General features: G+C 69.5%; 15 protein-coding genes. 10 read left to right on the top strand and 5 right to left on the bottom strand.

What is annotated here, in order from left to right:
• The first annotated feature begins 462 nt into the window (after window positions 1–462).
• The 4 genes from ACWCPQ_RS26210 to ACWCPQ_RS26195 are packed head-to-tail and all read left to right on the top strand — an operon-like array spanning window position 463 to window position 4,237.
• On the top strand, window positions 463–2,979 hold the full coding sequence (locus ACWCPQ_RS26210; RefSeq protein ID WP_449903491.1) for an AAA family ATPase: 2,517 nt from the start codon (window positions 463–465) through the stop codon (window positions 2,977–2,979).
• Window positions 2,976–3,437 carry a hypothetical protein gene (locus ACWCPQ_RS26205; RefSeq protein ID WP_449903489.1) on the top strand — a complete coding sequence of 154 codons (462 nt, stop codon included), beginning with the start codon at window positions 2,976–2,978 and terminating at the stop codon, window positions 3,435–3,437. The genes ACWCPQ_RS26210 and ACWCPQ_RS26205 overlap by 4 nt, the downstream gene beginning before the upstream one ends.
• A 26-nt stretch (window positions 3,438–3,463) precedes the next feature.
• Window positions 3,464–3,877, top strand: coding sequence for a YchJ family protein (locus tag ACWCPQ_RS26200; protein ID WP_449903630.1), 414 nt, complete (start codon window positions 3,464–3,466; stop codon window positions 3,875–3,877).
• Between the two features lie 57 nt (window positions 3,878–3,934).
• Window positions 3,935–4,237: a SelT/SelW/SelH family protein gene (locus tag ACWCPQ_RS26195; protein WP_449903487.1), complete on the top strand. Its 303-nt coding sequence runs from the start codon at window positions 3,935–3,937 to the stop codon at window positions 4,235–4,237.
• Between the two features lie 89 nt (window positions 4,238–4,326).
• Here the strand turns inward: ACWCPQ_RS26195 and ACWCPQ_RS26190 are convergent, their stop codons facing one another.
• A complete protein-coding gene (locus ACWCPQ_RS26190) occupies window positions 4,327–4,545 on the bottom strand; it encodes an FmdB family zinc ribbon protein (RefSeq protein WP_449903485.1) in 219 nt (72 codons plus the stop codon).
• A gap of 116 nt (window positions 4,546–4,661) precedes the next feature.
• Between ACWCPQ_RS26190 and ACWCPQ_RS26185 the strand changes: the two genes are divergently transcribed.
• Window positions 4,662–6,233, top strand: a complete 1,572-nt coding sequence (locus tag ACWCPQ_RS26185) for a carboxylesterase/lipase family protein (RefSeq protein ID WP_449903482.1) — start codon at window positions 4,662–4,664, stop codon at window positions 6,231–6,233.
• Window positions 6,234–6,301: 68 nt separating this feature from the next.
• Here ACWCPQ_RS26185 and ACWCPQ_RS26180 read toward each other — a convergent pair whose 3' ends face one another.
• From ACWCPQ_RS26180 to rfbD, 3 genes are read right to left on the bottom strand one after another with little or no spacing between them, the layout of a single operon-like run.
• The gene (locus tag ACWCPQ_RS26180; protein ID WP_449903479.1) at window positions 6,302–7,381 is read right to left on the bottom strand and encodes a sugar phosphate nucleotidyltransferase; all 1,080 of its coding nucleotides are present in this window, start codon (window positions 7,379–7,381) and stop codon (window positions 6,302–6,304) included.
• Between the two features lie 54 nt (window positions 7,382–7,435).
• Window positions 7,436–8,338 carry a glycosyltransferase family 2 protein gene (locus ACWCPQ_RS26175; protein ID WP_449903478.1) on the bottom strand — a complete coding sequence of 301 codons (903 nt, stop codon included), beginning with the start codon at window positions 8,336–8,338 and terminating at the stop codon, window positions 7,436–7,438.
• Between the two features lie 11 nt (window positions 8,339–8,349).
• Window positions 8,350–9,219, bottom strand: coding sequence for a dTDP-4-dehydrorhamnose reductase (rfbD, locus tag ACWCPQ_RS26170; protein ID WP_449903476.1), 870 nt, complete (start codon window positions 9,217–9,219; stop codon window positions 8,350–8,352).
• Window positions 9,220–9,370: 151 nt separating this feature from the next.
• On the opposite strand from rfbD, the gene ACWCPQ_RS26165 reads away from it, so the two are divergent.
• The 5 genes from ACWCPQ_RS26165 to ACWCPQ_RS26145 all read left to right on the top strand — a co-directional run bounded on the left by ACWCPQ_RS26165 (window position 9,371) and on the right by ACWCPQ_RS26145 (window position 15,062).
• Window positions 9,371–10,846, top strand: a complete 1,476-nt coding sequence (locus ACWCPQ_RS26165) for an LCP family protein (RefSeq protein ID WP_449903474.1) — start codon at window positions 9,371–9,373, stop codon at window positions 10,844–10,846.
• 16 nt (window positions 10,847–10,862) lie between these two features.
• Complete coding sequence (locus ACWCPQ_RS26160) at window positions 10,863–11,582, top strand: TIGR03089 family protein (RefSeq protein WP_449903472.1); 720 nt, start codon at window positions 10,863–10,865, stop codon at window positions 11,580–11,582.
• A 202-nt stretch (window positions 11,583–11,784) separates the two neighbouring features.
• The gene (locus tag ACWCPQ_RS26155) at window positions 11,785–13,089 is read left to right on the top strand and encodes a cytochrome P450 (RefSeq protein ID WP_449903470.1); all 1,305 of its coding nucleotides are present in this window, start codon (window positions 11,785–11,787) and stop codon (window positions 13,087–13,089) included.
• Window positions 13,090–13,179: 90 nt separating this feature from the next.
• Window positions 13,180–13,575 carry a RidA family protein gene (locus ACWCPQ_RS26150; RefSeq protein WP_449903467.1) on the top strand — a complete coding sequence of 132 codons (396 nt, stop codon included), beginning with the start codon at window positions 13,180–13,182 and terminating at the stop codon, window positions 13,573–13,575.
• A 26-nt stretch (window positions 13,576–13,601) separates the two neighbouring features.
• A complete protein-coding gene (locus tag ACWCPQ_RS26145; protein ID WP_449903465.1) occupies window positions 13,602–15,062 on the top strand; it encodes a phytoene desaturase family protein in 1,461 nt (486 codons plus the stop codon).
• On the opposite strand, the gene ACWCPQ_RS26140 is transcribed toward ACWCPQ_RS26145, so the two are convergent.
• Window positions 15,059–15,985: a cation diffusion facilitator family transporter gene (locus ACWCPQ_RS26140; RefSeq protein WP_449903463.1), complete on the bottom strand. Its 927-nt coding sequence runs from the start codon at window positions 15,983–15,985 to the stop codon at window positions 15,059–15,061. The genes ACWCPQ_RS26145 and ACWCPQ_RS26140 overlap by 4 nt on opposite strands.
• Window positions 15,986–16,318 lie beyond the last annotated feature (333 nt).

Genomic DNA, 16,318 nt, shown 5'->3' with positions numbered 1-16,318 from the left:
GTCTCGAGATTTCTATCGCAGCCCACCGACAGAATCTTGTCCCAGCCGTGCTACCAGCGGAAGTGCTTGTCGCCGAGCCGTATTCGAGGGTGGGGAGCCCGACCGTAAATGTTGCGGGATCCGGAAGTCTCTGGCATTCTGTCCTGTTCGGCCAGACCGAGCCGCCCCGAAGGGTGACGCACCGACGAGCTACCCGACGGGGTTGGCGAGGGGTGGCCATCGGCAGCCGACCGGCCCGGCCGATGACCAGATCCCATCCCCGCGGGTCAGTTCGCGCCATCGGCCGTACGCACTTTCCACGCGTCCGGTTCCGGTGTGCTGTCCACGACCGTCCGGGACGGAGCCGTGCACCGGCTCTGTCCGGATCGGCCGCTATCGGCTAGCATTTCGCACAGCTTTCGACCGTACGACCACACACGGGGGCTCGGCAGGAGTGTGGCCTCGAGGGGGTGGAGAACTTTCGTGAAGCCTGGGCGTGAGGAATCCGGGGAAATATCGTTCCGGCTCACCGAATTGATCGCGCACCGGATCGATACCGATCCGGTGCTGGCCGGCGAAGTGGCGGCCGTGATCCGCGCGGCGCTCGAACCGGCGTCCGGATCCCGCGCCGATGTAGCGGATCCCGGACTCGACGGGGTCTTCCTGAACGCGGTCCGAGTGCGCGGCTTCCGGGGTATCGGGCCCGAAACCACCCTCGAACTGCCCCCCGGGCCGGGCCTCACCCTGGTCACCGGTCGCAACGGCAGTGGGAAATCGAGCTTCGCCGAGGCCGCGGAATTGGCGCTGACCGGAGGTAACCGCCGCTGGGACGGCCGCTCGGTCACCTGGCGCGAGGGCTGGCGCAATCTGCACCGGTCCGGGCCTGTGCGGGTGGAGCTGGAAATGCGCACCGACGGTCCGGAGTCCGGTCTCACCGTCACCCGGGAGTGGGATGCCGACGAGCCGCTCTCGGGCGGAATCTGGACCCAGCGTCGCGGGAACGGTCCGCAGCGGGCATTCGCCGCAGGCGAGTGGGCGGTCCCGATGGAGTTGTACCGGCCGTTCCTCTCCTACAGCGAGCTCGGCGCGCTCGTCGACGGCAAGCCCAGCGAACTCTTCGACGCCCTGCACCAGTTGCTCGGCCTGGACGAACTCATCGCCGCGCACGAGCGGATCCGGGGCCGCCGGCTGGATCTGGAGCGCGCGGCCCGGACAGCGCGGCGGGAACGGCAGGCCCTGCTGTCCGAACTCGCCGAGGTCACCGACCGTCGTGCGCTGCGCGCCGGTGCGCTGCTGCGCGAACCGGTAGCCGATATCGCCGAACTCACGGAGTTGGTTGCCGATACCGCCGCGGGGCCGGAGCCGGAAGCATTACGCGCGGTACTGGCCCTGGAACTGCCCGCCGCGGCCCGGATCGAAGCGCTGGCCGAGCGGATCTCCGCCGCAGTGGCCGCCGTCGCCGCCGCGACGGCCCCTGATGTGGTAGCCGATCTGCGGATACTGGAGTTGCTGCGGGCCGCCCACGCGCACGCCGTCGAACACACCCGTCTCGCCCAAACCGCGGATCGGGAGCAGCCCGCCGGTCCCGTTGTGCCCGCCGACCGGACCCCGGACCGCCCCGCCTCCGCCGGTCACGACATCGCGCTCTGCCCGGTGTGCGGCCACGGCACCCTGGATCGGCAGTGGCTGCTCGACACCGCGGCCGCCGTCGACGGTCTGTCGGTGCGTACCGCGGAACTGGCGCGGGCCCGCGCCGAACTCACGGCAGCGCTCGCCGAGCTGCGGGTGTCCACCGGGGATCTGCCACCGGAACTGGCCACCGCGGCCCGAACTGCCGGACTCGATACGGCAGGCCTGCGCGCGACCTGGGCGCGCTGGGTGGGCCTGCCCGAATCCCCGGACATCGACGCACTGCCCGCACTGCTGCGGACCGTGCACGGACGGCTGTGTGCGGAGCTGGGTTTCGCTCGGCACTGCGCCGGCAAGGAACTCGACCGGCTCGACGAGGCATGGGCGCCGTTCGTGCCGCGGCTGCGGGACTGGCTCGAACTCACCCGCACCGTCACCGCGCAGGCCGCGGAGCTGCAGACCACCCGGGCGGCCGAGGAGTGGCTCAAATCGGCGACCGCGCGAGTACGCGACGAACGGCTGGCCCCGCTGGCCGGTACCGCGCGTTGGGTGTGGCAGACCCTTCGCCAGCAGAGCAGCGTCGAACTCGGCGGAATCCACCTTCAGGGCAATGCCAACAGCGCCCGCCGGGTGCATCTGGAGGTGACTGTCGACGAAGTGGACGGCGCCGCGCTCGGCGTGATGAGCCAGGGTGAGCTGCACGCGCTGGGATTGGCGCTGTTCCTGCCGCGCGCCACGGTCGCGGCCAGCCCGTTCCGGTTCGTGGTGATCGACGATCCGGTCCAGGCCATGGATCCCGCCAAAGTGGACGGCCTGGCCCGGGTCCTGGCGACCGTCGCCTGGGAACGGCAGGTGGTGGTCTTCACTCACGACGACCGGCTGGCCGAAGCGGTGCGGCGGATGCAGATCGACGCCCGGATCATCGAAGTACAACGGCGGGAACGGTCCGTGGTGGAGATCCGCCCCGCCGGCGACCCCGTGCACCGCTACCTCGACGACGCCCGCGCCCTGCTGCGCACCCCGCAACTGCCCCGCACCATCGCCGACGAACTGGTCGCGACCTGCTGCCGTTCCGCCCTCGAGGCGGCGAGCCTGGCGCGTGCCAAACGGGTGTTGCTGGCCGGCGGTATGGATCATCGCGAGGTGCAGCGACGTATCGACCGGGCCCAATCCACCCGGGCCATGGTCACTCTCGCGGTGCTGGGGCCCGGGCACAGGATCGAGGACCTGAACAAACAGCTCGCCAGAGAGGGCCGGTGGGCGGTCGAGGTCGTGCGGGACGCGACGGCCGGGGCCCATGTGCCGATCGACCGCGATCTCGCCGAACTCATCGCGGACACCGAACGGTTCGCCGAGTGGCTGGCCCGGTGAACGCACGTCGATCCGACGGGGCGGGGCGGCGCGGCAGCGGGCGGAACCGTCCCGGCCGTGAGCAGTCGCGTCCGGCCGATGCGGCGATATCGCGTCCGAGTATCGGTGAGCGGCTGGCGGCGGCCGACCGGCTCCTCGACGGTTCGGTGCCCGCCGCCGGCGGCGTCTGGTCGCGGGCGACGGCGTGGATCCTGCGGATCGCGCTCGAGCAGGCCGTGGACGATCTGTGGTCACGAACCGAACCGGATCTGGCGCGCTGTCCGATGCGGGCCCAGCTCCTGGCGCTACGGGTGGTCACCGATCCGTTCACCGCGGCCCGCATCGCCACGCTGTGGACCGCGCTGTCCCATGCCACCCATCATCACGACTACGAACTCGCGCCGGGTGTCACCGAGTTGTGCCGCTGGCGCGAAGAGACCGCCCGGATAGCCGCGGAACTGGGCGCTGTTCCCGGGTGACCGGCGCTGCCGGGCGGCGCGATCCGATGGCGCGGGGGGAGAATCGGGGTGTGGACGATACGAAGCCGTGCCCCTGCCGTCGCGGCGATACCTTCGGCGAATGCTGTGGCCCGCTGCTGGCCGGTCGTCCGGCACCCAGCGCCGAAGCGCTGATGCGGTCCCGGTTCACCGCTTTCGCTCTCGGCGATACCGGTTACCTGCGGCGTTCCTGGCATGCCACGACCCGGCCCGGCGAACTCGAACTCGATCCCGACCGCCGCTGGCTCTTCGTGGAGATCCTGGACACGGCGGGAGGTGGCCCGTTCGACGATTCGGGGACCGTCGAATTCACCGCTCACTATCGTGATCGGAGTGGTCGCGGCCGGTTGCACGAGATCAGCAGGTTTCTTCGGGTCGACGGATTCTGGCAGTACCTCGACGGCGAGATCGATCGATGGTGAGTCCGCGCCGTCGCGGTCACCCGGCCGCGGGTCCCGGCCGCCGGTAGTGTGCCCGGTATGCCGCGGGTAGCCATCGAATACTGCACACAGTGCCGCTGGCTGCTGCGTGCGAGCTGGATGGCTCAGGAACTCCTGAGCACCTTCACCACCGATATCGGCGAAGTCGCGTTGATCCCCGGCGACGGCGGTGTCTTCCGGATCACGGTCGACGAGGTGCAGGTGTGGGAGCGAAAAGCCGACGGTGGATTCCCGGATATCGCCGTCCTCAAACAGCGGGTCCGCGACCGGATCGACCCGGCGCGCGACCTCGGTCATCTAGATCGCGGCCGAGCGAACGTGGACCCCGGCACCCCGGGATGACCGGTGGGCAGGGCCGGAGCAGTGATCAGCGAGAGAGCCGCGGTCGATACCCGGCGGCCGGCCCTCCCGAACCCGGCCCGGCGCCGGAATCAGGCGCAGCAACCGCCGCCGCAGCACCCACCCGCCGGTGCGGCGGGCGCGGATACGGCCGGAGCGGCCGCGCGGCCGGTGGTGGCGAAGGTGGTCAGCAGTTTGACCGTGTCGTCGTGACCGTGCGGACAGTTCGCCGGATCCGAGGCCTCCGCCATCGGACGGTTGACCTCGAAGGTATCGCCGCAGCTGCGGCAGCGGAATTCATAACTCGGCATGGCCGAATTCTAGGGCCGTCGGTCGGCCCGTATTCGCGGAGCAACGCGACATTTTCGAAACCGAAGTGTAACCACTTCGGTCGTACCCTCGAATGCACAGGTAGAGGAGGTCTGTGATGAACGTCCAGTGCTTCGAGGTGACGCCTGCGGTGGGCGACGAGGGCGCCCCGGTGGCGCGGACCGAGTTCGGTACGGTCCGCGGCACCCGGGAGGGCGCGGTATCGGTCTGGCGTGGTGTCCCCTATGCCGCCGCACCCGCCGGTCCACGCCGGTTCCGCCCGCCGCGACCGCCGATGAACTGGGACGGGGTGCGCGACTGCGTGGTGCCGGGGCAGATCGCACCGCAGGACATGGCCAACACCGTGCCCATGGATCGATCGCTGGCCATGGGCGAGGACTGTCTGTGGCTCAATGTCTGGGCACCGGCCACGGCGGTCGCGGAACCCCGACCGGTGCTGGTGTGGTTGCACGGCGGCGCGTACTGCCTGGGTTCGGCCGCCCAAGCCGTCTACGACGGCCGCCACCTGGCCGAATCCGGCGACGTGGTGGTGGTCACGGTGAACTACCGGGTGGGTGCGTTCGGATTCCTGGATCTGTCGTCGCTGTCCGACGAGTTCGTCCCCAACCTGGGCCTCCTCGATCAGCTCGCCGCGCTGGAATGGGTGCGGGACAATATCGGCGCCTTCGGCGGCGACCCGGGCAATGTGACCCTCTTCGGTGAGTCCTCCGGGGCCGGTTGCGTCACCGCGCTGCTCACCGCGCCACGGGCCGCGGGCCTGTTCCAGCGGGCCATCGCGCAGAGTCCGCCCGCGACCACCGTGTACGGGCGGGATCGTGCGGCCGGCGTGGCCGAACGGTTTCGTCAACTGATGGATCTGCCCCGCGCTCGTATCGGCGAACTGCTCGAATGCCCACTCGACCGGATCGTCCGGGCCGCGGCCGTCCTGATCGACGAGATCCCGTTGCAGGCCCCGGGGACGCTGGCCGCGGCGCCGGTGGTGGACGAGGATCTGCTGCCCGGCTACCCGACCGACCGCTTCCGGGACGGCCGATCGCACCGGGTACCGCTCATCATCGGTACCAACAAGGACGAGGCCTCGCTGTTCCGCCTGTTCCGGTCACCGATCATGCCGGTCACCCCGGAAGCGGTGAATACGATGCTCGAGCAGGTGCAGGCCGGGCATCCAGGTCTGTCGGCCGAGCGGCTCGCCGAGATCACCTCGGTGTATCCCGACCTGGCCAAACCGCGCGGAGCGCTGGCCATGTCCACCGACGCCGCGTTCCGCATGCCCGCGCTCTGGGTCGCCGACGGCCACGCGCAACACTCACGCACCTGGATGTACCGATTCGACCACGCCACCCCGATGCTGCGGGCGGCCCGCGTCGGTGCCGGTCACGCCACCGAACTGCCGTACGTATTCGGCAACTTCGGCACCTTCGACCACGACCCCACCTTCTGGCTCGGCGGCCGTAAACAGGCCGCCGAGGTCTCGGGCCGGATGATGCGCCGCTGGCTGGCCTTCGCCGCACACGGTGTACCGGCGGCGCTGGACGGCTCCAAACATTGGCCGCCCTATCACCCGGAATCCCGGGAAACGCTGCTGATCGACACGATCGACCGCGTGGTGCCGGACCCGGAGGGTGACCTGCTCACCGCCTGGGGCGAGCGGGCGGTCGGGTTCGCCTGAGCCGGAGGCGCTCGGGGTGGTGCCGCGCGGCGATGACCGGCGGGATCCCGGGGCCTCGACCCGCGAATCTAGACGTCGGTCGAGAAGCGGATGCCGCCGTCGGGGATCTCCACGCCCGGCCACACCCGGGCTCCGCGGAGCAGTTCGCAGCGGGCACCCACGCTGGCACCGTCGCCGATCACGCCGTCGCGGACCAGGGCGCGGGGGCCGATGCGGGCGCCGAAGCCGACGATGGAGCGTTCGACCGTGGCTCCGGCTTCCACTTTGGCGCCGTCGAACAGGATGGCGCCGTCGAGCCGGGCACCCGCGCCCACTTCCGCGCCGCGGCCGACGACGGTACCGCCGATGAGCAGCGCTCCGGGGGCGATACCGGCGCCCTCGTGGACGAGGGATTCCCCACGCTGACCGGGGAGCGCGGGGGAGGGGGCGATACCGCGGACGAGATCGGCGGAGCCGCGGACGAAGTCCTCCGGGGTGCCCATATCCCGCCAGTAGGAGGTGTCGACGTGGCCTTGGACGCGGGCTCCTTCGGTCAGCAGGGCTGGGAACACTTCGCGTTCCACCGATACCGGCCGTCCGGCCGGGATCTTCTCGATGTACTCGCGCCGGAAGACGTAACAACCGGCGTTGATCTGGTCGGTCGGTGGGTCCTGGGTCTTCTCGAGAAAGGCCGTGACCCGGCCGTCGGCGTCGGTGGGAACGCAGCCGAAAGCCCGCGGATCGCTGACCCGCACCAGGTGCAGGGTGACGTCGGCCTCGGTCTTCTCGTGGGTTTCCAGGATGGACCGCAGATCGGTACCGCCGAGGACGTCACCGTTGAACACCATGACGTTGTCGGCGGTGAGCCGGGGTAGCACATTGCGGATACCGCCGCCGGTGCCCAGCGGTTCGGTCTCGGTGACGTATTCCAGCTCCAGACCGAATTCGGCACCGTCGCCGAAATGCTCCTCGAAGACCTCTGCCTTGTAGGAGGTACCCAGCACCACGTGGGTGAGTCCGGCGCTCGCGATCCGGGTCAGCAGATGGGTCAGGAACGGTACCCCGGCCGTCGGGAGCATCGGTTTGGGCGCCGACAGGGTCAGCGGCCGCAGCCGCGTCCCCTTACCGCCGACCAGAATCACCGCGTCCGCGCCTGCTTGTGATGCCATGGAGCTCCCTTGTTCCAAATCGACCATCGACCCGGCACGCTAGCGGTGAGTTGTCTATCCGGCCTGCTCCCGCTCCCGTGCACGCAGAGCGGATCGAACCGCAATCCGGCAGCGCACCGCAAGTCCGGCCTTCAGCGCCCAGCGCAGCGGGGCCTGCCACCAGTGCGGATGGCGGTCGGCCTGGAAGCGGTAGGCGCTGGCGTGGTGGGCGGGCAGCATCGTCTCGGGATGGCGGCCGGCCGCGTGCCCTTTGGCGTGGGTGACCTCGGCGCCGGGCACGAAAACGTTGTGCCAGCCGGCCCGGCCCATCCGGTCGCCGAAGTCGACATCTTCCATGTACATGAAGTAGCGGGAGTCGAACCCCTCGATCGAGTCGAAGGCCGCGCGCCGCACCAGCAGGCAGGAACCGGACAGCCAGCCGACGGTGCGCTCGGAGATCTCCTCGTTCTCCTGGCGGTAGCGGCGGGTCCACGGGTTGGTCTTCCAGACGGCGCCGAGTATCGCGTGACCCGCGCCGTCGAGGATGCCGGGCACCGACCGCGCGGACGGATAGACGCTGCCGTCGGGTTCGAGGACCATCGGCCCGATCGCGCCGGCCCGGGGCCAGCGCTGGGCGGCCTCGAGCATGATGTCGATGGAATCGTTGCCCCAGCGGATATCCGGGTTGGCGATCAGTACGTATTCCAGATCGGGGTCGAGTTCGGCGACTGCCCGGTTGATGGCGCCGCCGTATCCGATGTTGCCGCCGGTCGGTAGGAAGCGCACATGGGCGTTCGCGTCGGCCACTAGTTCGGGGACGCCGTCGGTGGAGCCGTTGTCGGCCAGAATGACCTGCGGCTTCTCCGCCGTGGCCGTTGTCAGGGTGCTGATGAAATGCTCGAGATGTTCGCCCGGCGAATAGGTGACCGTGACCACGGCCAGACGTGGGCGGTCGTGCGGGTTATCGGAAGCGCTCACAGCGCACCACCCTAATGGGCGGCCCGGGTGAGTGCCTCGGTCAGCGCGGATTCCCACGGGCGCAATGGTGTCAGTCCGGCCTCCCGCCAGGCGGTGGCGGACAGGACCGAGTACGCGGGCCGGGGGGCGGGCCGGGGGAATTCCGCGGTGGTGCAGGGCCGGACCCGCTCGGGATCGGCGCCGATTCCGGCGAAGACCGCGCGGGCCAGCTCGAACCAGCTGGCCTGTCCGGCGTTCGTAGCGTGCAGCACACCGGGCGCCGCGGGGTTCGCCGCCAGTTCGAGCAGTCCGGCGGCCAGATCGGCGGCGAAGGTGGGGGAGCCGATCTGGTCGTTCACCACCGATACGGTGTCGCGCTCCCGTTCGAGCCGGCGCATGGTGGCCACGAAATCGCCGCCGGTTCCGGAGTACACCCAGGCCGTCCGGACGATATGGGCCTGCGGGCAGAGTTCGCGTACCGCGCGTTCGCCGGCGAGTTTGGAGCGGCCGTACACCGTGGCCGGGCCGGTGGGATCGGCCGGTTCGTACGGGGCGGTCGCGGTCCCGGGGAATACATAGTCGGTGGACAGGTGGACGAGCCGGGCGCCGGCGCGGGCACAGGCCGCCGCCAATACCGCGGGGCCGGTCTCGTTCGCGGCGAATGCGGCCGCGGGTTCGGATTCGGCCCGATCGACCGCGGTGAACGCGGCACAATTGAGGACGGTATCGCCCGGTCGGACGACTGATTCCACTGCCGTCGGATCGGTGATGTCGAGCTCGGACCGGGTGAAAGCGCGGACAGCGGGTATCAGCCGGAGGAGCTCGGCACCCACCTGGCCACCCGCCCCGGTGACGAGGATGCGGTCGGCGGTTTCGGATCCGGCGGGTACGGCGGCGCTCACCGGCCCAGTCTGGCACGCCGTCGGCCGCCGAATCGGGGTCACCCGGGCTGCTGTTGGTTAGCCTGCGTGGTGCGGAAGGTGTTTCGACGGCATACGCGACGTGGGTCGGGGTCCTCGACCGAGCCACCGACAAGGGGAGAGGAAGTCCAAGGTGGTGCAGCGTGGGGAGCCGACGTTGTGGAGTCCGGTGCGGGTCCTGGTCGCATCGGTTGCTCTGATTGTGCTGGTCGCGACCGGGTTCGCCTGGCGCGGTGTGGATTCGCTGGTTTCGAATATCGAGCGGATCAGCGATCTGGGCCTGGGTGGGCACACCGACGGGGCGGTGGACATCCTGCTGGTGGGGGTGGATTCCCGGACCGACGCGAAGGGCAATCCGCTCAGCGACGCGGAGCGGGCCATGCTGCACGCCGGTGACGAGATAGGTACCAATACCGACACCATCGTGTTGGTCCGGGTACCGAACGACGGGCGGTCGGCGACGGCGATCTCGATTCCACGGGACGCCTACGTGGATATCCCGGGCCTGGGCAAGGGCAAGATCAATTCCGCTTATGGGGTGACAAAACAGACCGTGCAGGATGATCTGCTGGCCGAGGGGGTATCGGCGGACGACGCCGAAGCACAGTCGACCCAACGCGGACGGCAGGCGTTGATCGAATCGGTGGCCGGGCTCACCGGTATCACCGTCGACCACTACGCCGAAGTGAGCCTGCTCGGGTTCGTCCTGCTCACCGACGCGGTCGGCGGCGTCGACGTCTGCCTGCGCCATGCGGTCGACGAACCGATGTCGGGAGCCTATTTTCCGGGCGGCCGGCAGAAACTCGACGGCCCGCAGGCACTGAGTTTCGTGCGGCAACGGCACAATCTCGAACGCGGCGACCTGGACCGTATCGTGCGCCAGCAGGTGTTCATGGCCCAGCTGGTGCACCAGGTGGTCAGCGCCGACACCCTGAGCAATCCGAGCCGGTTGCGGGAACTCAGCGATGCGGTGGGGCGCACCGTGGTTCTCGACGAGGGCTGGGATCTGCTCGGCTTCCTCACCCAGCTCCAGGACCTCGCCGCCGGTGAGGTCACCTTCGAGACCGTTCCGGTCGCCGATCTCAACGGCACCACCTCCAACGGTGAATCGGTGGTCCGCGTCGACCGTGACGAAGTGCACGACTATGTCGCGGCACTGGTCGGGGAGGAACCCGCCGACCGGCCCGCGACCGAGACCACCACGCCGAATGTCGACCCGGAGAATGTCGAGGTATCGGTCTACAACTCGAGCACGGTCGCCGGATTGGCGAACGCCGTCGCCCAGGAACTTCGCGGTCTCGGTTACACCCAGGGTTCCGTGGGTAACTATTCCGGTGGGTCGTCGGTGTCGCAGAGTCAGGTGCGTGCCCCGTCGGCGTCGGATCCGGGCGGGAAGGCGGTCGCGGCCGCGCTGGGCGGGCTTCCCGTGGTGTCGGATCCGTCGATAGCGACGGGAGCGGTGAACGTGGTTCTGACGAGCGACTACGCTGGCCCCGGATCCGGCAGCGGAGACGTGATCGATTTCGGCGGTACGTCGACCTCGGCCACTCCGGTGCCGCCCGCGCCGCCGATCGCGGCGGCCGAAGACGGACCCACCTGTGTGAATTGAGCGCCGAAAGCAGACGATGCGTGACATAGATCAGGCAACGACCCTCCCCGAAGCGGTCCTCGAACCGATTCTGGAACGCGACCCCGCAGGCCCCCGCGTCACCTGGTACGACGACGCGACCGGCGCCCGGATCGAGCTGTCCGGGCTGACCCTGGCCAACTGGGCCGCCAAGACCGGCAATCTGATCCGGGACGAGTTCGGGCTCACCCCGGGCGCGCGGGTCGCGGTGCTGCTCCCCGCGCACTGGCAGACCGCGGCGGTTCTGCTCGGCTGCTGGTGGGCCGGAACCGAAGTGGTGTTGCACGCCGATCCCGACGCGGAGCTCGTGTTCGCCGCCGCGGACCGGCTGGCCGAAACCGAGGACGCGCCCGAAGTGGCGGCGCTCTCGCTGGACCCCATGGGCGGCCCGGTCCGTGATCTGCCGATCGGGGTCACCGACTACGCGACCGCGGTCCGGGTGCACGGCGACCAGTTCCTGCCCGGCGGCACCGGCGCCGCCCTCGACGGGATGCCGGTGTCCGCGGTGCTCGCCGAGGCCCGGAAATCGGCTGTCCGGCAGGGTTTCGCCGAGGGCGACCGGGTGCTGTCCAGCGCCACCTGGGATACACCCGCCGAATTGATCGACGGTTTTCTCTCGGTACTCGTCGCGGGCGCCTCGCTCGTCCAGGTGGCCGAGCCCGATCCCGCGCTGCGGGAACGGCGGGTGGAAACCGAACGGGTCACCCACATCCTGTGACGCGCCTCCTACCACGGTAGGTCCCGGGTTCCGACTCCGGCAGGTTCCCGGGCTGCCGGATGTTTCCGTAGCGTTCGTATCGGTGGTCCTCCGGCGCCGGTGGCCGTCGAACACGACCGGGCCGACCGGCCGCCGAACGCGCGCCCGGACAGCAGGCGGGAGCGCGGGGCACGACGCCGTCGGTACGACAGGAGTGGGTGGGATGAAGCCGGAATACGTGTTCCGCTGGGTGAACCAGCACGGATTGATCCGGGTCGCGAAGAAGGCGCAGTTGCGCCGGGGGGATCTGTTCGCCCGCCTCAACGGCGGCCCGGAGGGGATCGCGAACCCGTATCCGCTGCTCGAGGAACTACGCGGGGAGGGCGGCGTGCACCGCGTCGGACCACTCTGGATCACCATGGATCATGCGGTTGTCCGGGAGGTGTTGCGGGACAACCGGTTCGGGGTGGGCATGCCGATGCTGATCCGGTTGCCGGGGTTCGCGCGCCGGGCGCTGGCCCGGCGACCGGTCCCGGCCAACCCGGTCGATCCGCCTTCCATGCTGATGCTCGACCAGCCCGAACACACCAGGATGCGTAAACCGGTCGCGGCGGCGTTCACTCCGCGCGCGATCGGACGGCTGCGCGACCGGGTCGTCACGGTCACCGCGGAACTGCTCGCCGCGCTGCCCGAGGACGGCCCGGCGGATCTGGTGAGCCGGTTCGCTGCGCAGGTGCCGATCGCCATCATCTCCGAGATGCTCGGCTTCCCCGACCGTGATCGAGAGATGTTCCTGCGCTGGGGCGATGCCATCAGCCCGCTGCTGGATATCGGGATCTCCTGGAGTGCCCACGAACGCGCCATGCGCTCCTCGGAAGCGGTACAGGACTATCTGCTCGACCATATCGACCGGCTGCGCACCGAGCCCGGCGACGATATCCTCAGCAGTCTGGTCGGTAAGGACGAGTTGTCCACCTACGAACTCTGCGCATCGGCGACCCTGCTGATGGGCGCGGGTTTCGAGACGACGGTCAACCTCATTTCCAAGGGCATCGTGCTGCTGCTCGAACACCCCGACCAGCTCGCCCGCCTCCAGGCCGAGCCGGACCTGTGGCCCGGCGCGGTCGAGGAGATCCTGCGGTTCGATCCCCCGGTCCAGACCACCGCGCGGCTGGCGCACGCCGACGTGGAAGTTGCGGGCCGGCGATTGCGCGAGGGCGCGACCCTGGTGCTGTCCCTGTCCGGGGCGAACCGCGACCCGGCGATGTTCCCCGACCCCACCCGATTCGACATCACCCGCCCCAACGCCAAGGAGCATCTCGGATTCAGCAGCGGAATCCATGCCTGCCTCGGTGCCAGCCTCGCCCGGATGGAGGCGGCCCACGCCTTGCGCGCACTCTTCGAACAGTTCCCCGACCTCCGGCTCAGCGGTGTACCGCGCCGCCGCCAGCTCTACACGCTGCACGGTTACGAGACGCTGCCCGTACACACCGGTCCCCGCGCCCGGACCGGGGCACCCATCGGCTGATCCGGCGGGCGATATCGCCGGGCGATGTCACAGTCGTCGCGCCCGATTCGTCGGATCTCTGTCGACAGTCACGAACGCGAGGAGATCCGCATGTCCATCGACATCAGCAACCCGCCGGCCCTGCACAATCCGGTTCCGTTCGGCTACAGTCATATCGCCGTCACCAGCGGCGAGCTCGTCTTCGTGGCCGGACAAAACGATTCCGACGCGCACGGTGCCACCACCACCGGCGATTTCGCCGGCCAGGTGGACCGGGCATTCGCCAATCTCGGCACTGCGCTGCGGTCGGTGGGACTGGATTTCGCCGATATCGCCCAGCTGCGCACCCATATCGTCGACCACGACACGGACAAACTGGCCGTCCTCGGCACGAAGATCGCCGAGATCTGGGGCGACCGGCCACCGGTCCAGACCCTGACCGGCGTCGCCGCCCTGGCCCTGCCGACCATGCTGTTCGAGGTGGACGCGGTGGCCGTCCGACCCTGATCCGCGCGGCGAGGCAGAATCGGGGGATGGCGGATGTCGTAGTGGTAGGTTCCGGGCCCAACGGCCTCGCGGCGGCGGTGACCATGGCCGCCGCGGGCCTCGAGGTCGAGGTGTACGAGGCTGCGGAAACCCTGGGCGGCGGCTGCCGCACCGCGGAGACGACCCTGCCCGGTTTCCGGCACGACGAATGCGCGGGCGCACATCCGATGGCCTGGGCCTCACCGTTCTTCCAGGCCTTCGACCTCCCGGCCCACGGGGTCGAACTACTCACTCCCGAAGCCTCCTATGCCCATCCGCTCGACGGCGGCGTGGCCGGAGTGGCCTGGCGGGACCTCGACCGAACAGTGGACGGTCTCGGCGCCGACGGAAAGGCCTGGCGATCGCTGTTCGGCCCCCTGGTCCGCGACTGGCCGGACGTAGTGCGGACAGCCATGTCCGATATGCGGCACATACCGATGGGCGCGGCCACGATCCGATTCGGCCTGCGCCTGCTCGAACAGGGATCCCCGCTGTGGAACACGAGGTTCCGCGGAAACGTGGCGCCCGCACTGTTCACCGGAGTCGCCGAACACGTCATCACCCCGCCGCGCGCCCTCCCGGCGGTCGGCGCCGGACTTCTGTTGGCCACCCTCGCGCACGCGGGCGGCTGGCCGGTGCCGCGCGGCGGCAGCCAGGCGATCGTGGACGCGCTGGCCGCCGATCTGCGACGCCGCGGCGGCCGGATACACACCGGCCACCGGGTCGACTCAACGGAAGAATTCCGGACCGCCCGCGCGATCCTCTGCGATACCGCACCGACCGAACTCGTCCGCATCACCGGCGACCGCCTCCCGGCCGGATACCGCCGCCGGGTCGACCGCTACCGCTACGGCGGCGGCGCCTGCAAAGTGGACTTCGCGCTGGCGGGCCCGGTGCCGTGGCAGGCACCGGGCTGCGCCGAAGCCGGAACCCTGCACCTGGTCGGCAGCCGGGCCGAAGCGATGGCCGCCGAACACGCCGTGGCCGCCGGAATACACACCGACCGGCCCTTCACCCTGGTCATTCAGCCCGGTGTCGTCGACCCGACCCGCGCCCCCGAAGGCCGGCACACCCTCTACACCTACGCCCACGTCCCACACGGCTCCGACCGGGACATCAGCGAACTCGTCACCGCCCAGATCGAACGATTCGCCCCGGGCTTCCGCGACCTGATCCTCGGAAAACACGTCCGGACAGCCGCCGAAATGCCCGCCCACAATGCCAACTACATCGGCGGCGACATCAACACCGGCGCGATGACCCTCACCCAGACTGTTTTCCGGCCGGTGCCGCGCTGGAACCCGTACAGCACCGGGCTGGCCGGCGTCTACCTGTGCTCCTCGGCCACCCCGCCCGGCGGCGGCGTCCACGGAATGAGCGGAGTGCACGCCGCCCGGCACGCACTGCGCACCGTCTTCGGCAACCACACCGACCCGCACACCCTGCTCACCGCGAACCCGGCCGCCTAGGACTCGCGCGCGGTCTCGCGATACAGATCCGGTTCCAGATAGATGATCCGCGCCGCCGGCACGGCCGCGCGCACCCGGCTCTCCGCCGCATCGATACCCGCCGCGATCTCCTCGATATCCAACCCCGGGGCCACCGCCACCTTGGCCGCCACCAACATCTCCTCGGGTCCGAGATACTGGGTCTTGATATGGATCAGGCGGTCGATAGTGGTCCCGTCCACCAGATTCTCGCGAATCGCCGCATCCTCCGCGGCGGTCGCGCCCTCACCGATCAGCAAACTCTGCATCTCGACGATCAACACGATCGCGATCACCCCCAACAACCCACCGATCGCCAGCGTGCCCACACCGTCCCACACCGGATCACCGGTCAACATGGTGAGACCCACACCGCCGAGAGCGAAGATCAAACCGATCAGCGCACCGGTGTCCTCCAACAACACCACCGGCAACTCGGGGCTCCGCGAATTGCGGATGAACTGCCACCAGCTCGCCCGCCCCTTCAACGGCGTCGACTCCTTCACCGCCGTACGGAAACTGAAACCCTCGAGCGCGATAGCGATCACCAGGATCACCACGGCCACGATCGGCGAACTCAACTCCTCGGGATGCTGGATCTTGTGCACCCCCTCGTACAGGGCATACACCGAACCCAAGGTGAACAACACCAGCGCCACCACGAACGAATAGAAATAGCGGCTCCGGCCGTACCCGAACGGATGCAACTCATCGGCCTGCTGGTCGGCACGATTCTGCCCGAACAACAACAAACCCTGATTGGCGGTATCGGCGACCGAGTGCACGCCCTCCGCCAGCATCGACGCCGACCCGGTGATCGCGGCACCCACGAACTTCGCCACCGCGATCCCGGCGTTCGCCGACAACGCGGCAAGAATCGCCCTCTTACTTCCACCAGCCGACATCCGCCACCCTCCTGTACTGCGACACCCGAACCACGCATCGCTCCGCTACGACAGCCGCGCAACAGCCTATGCTGTGTTGAATTGCGCCGCCTCCGGCGGCGCGGTCGGGGCCCTCGTGACCCCGGTTCTTCACTCCTGCGCTCCTCCGCTTCGCTCCCCCGCTCCGTCGCTCCAGAACCGGGGCGGGCCCCGACCAGGGAGGTCGACCATCCGGGGTAGGGGGTAGGGGGAAGGGTGTGGGCGAACGTGTGTGTCCGATGCCGGGGTCGGCTGATACTCGGCACAGTCCGCGTTCGGCCGCATCCGCTCGACGACCGCGCCCGGGCCGGGGCC

The sequence above is a fragment of the Nocardia sp. NPDC001965 genome, assembly GCF_053594175.1.
This window is presented reverse-complemented; position numbering and strand designations above follow the sequence as displayed.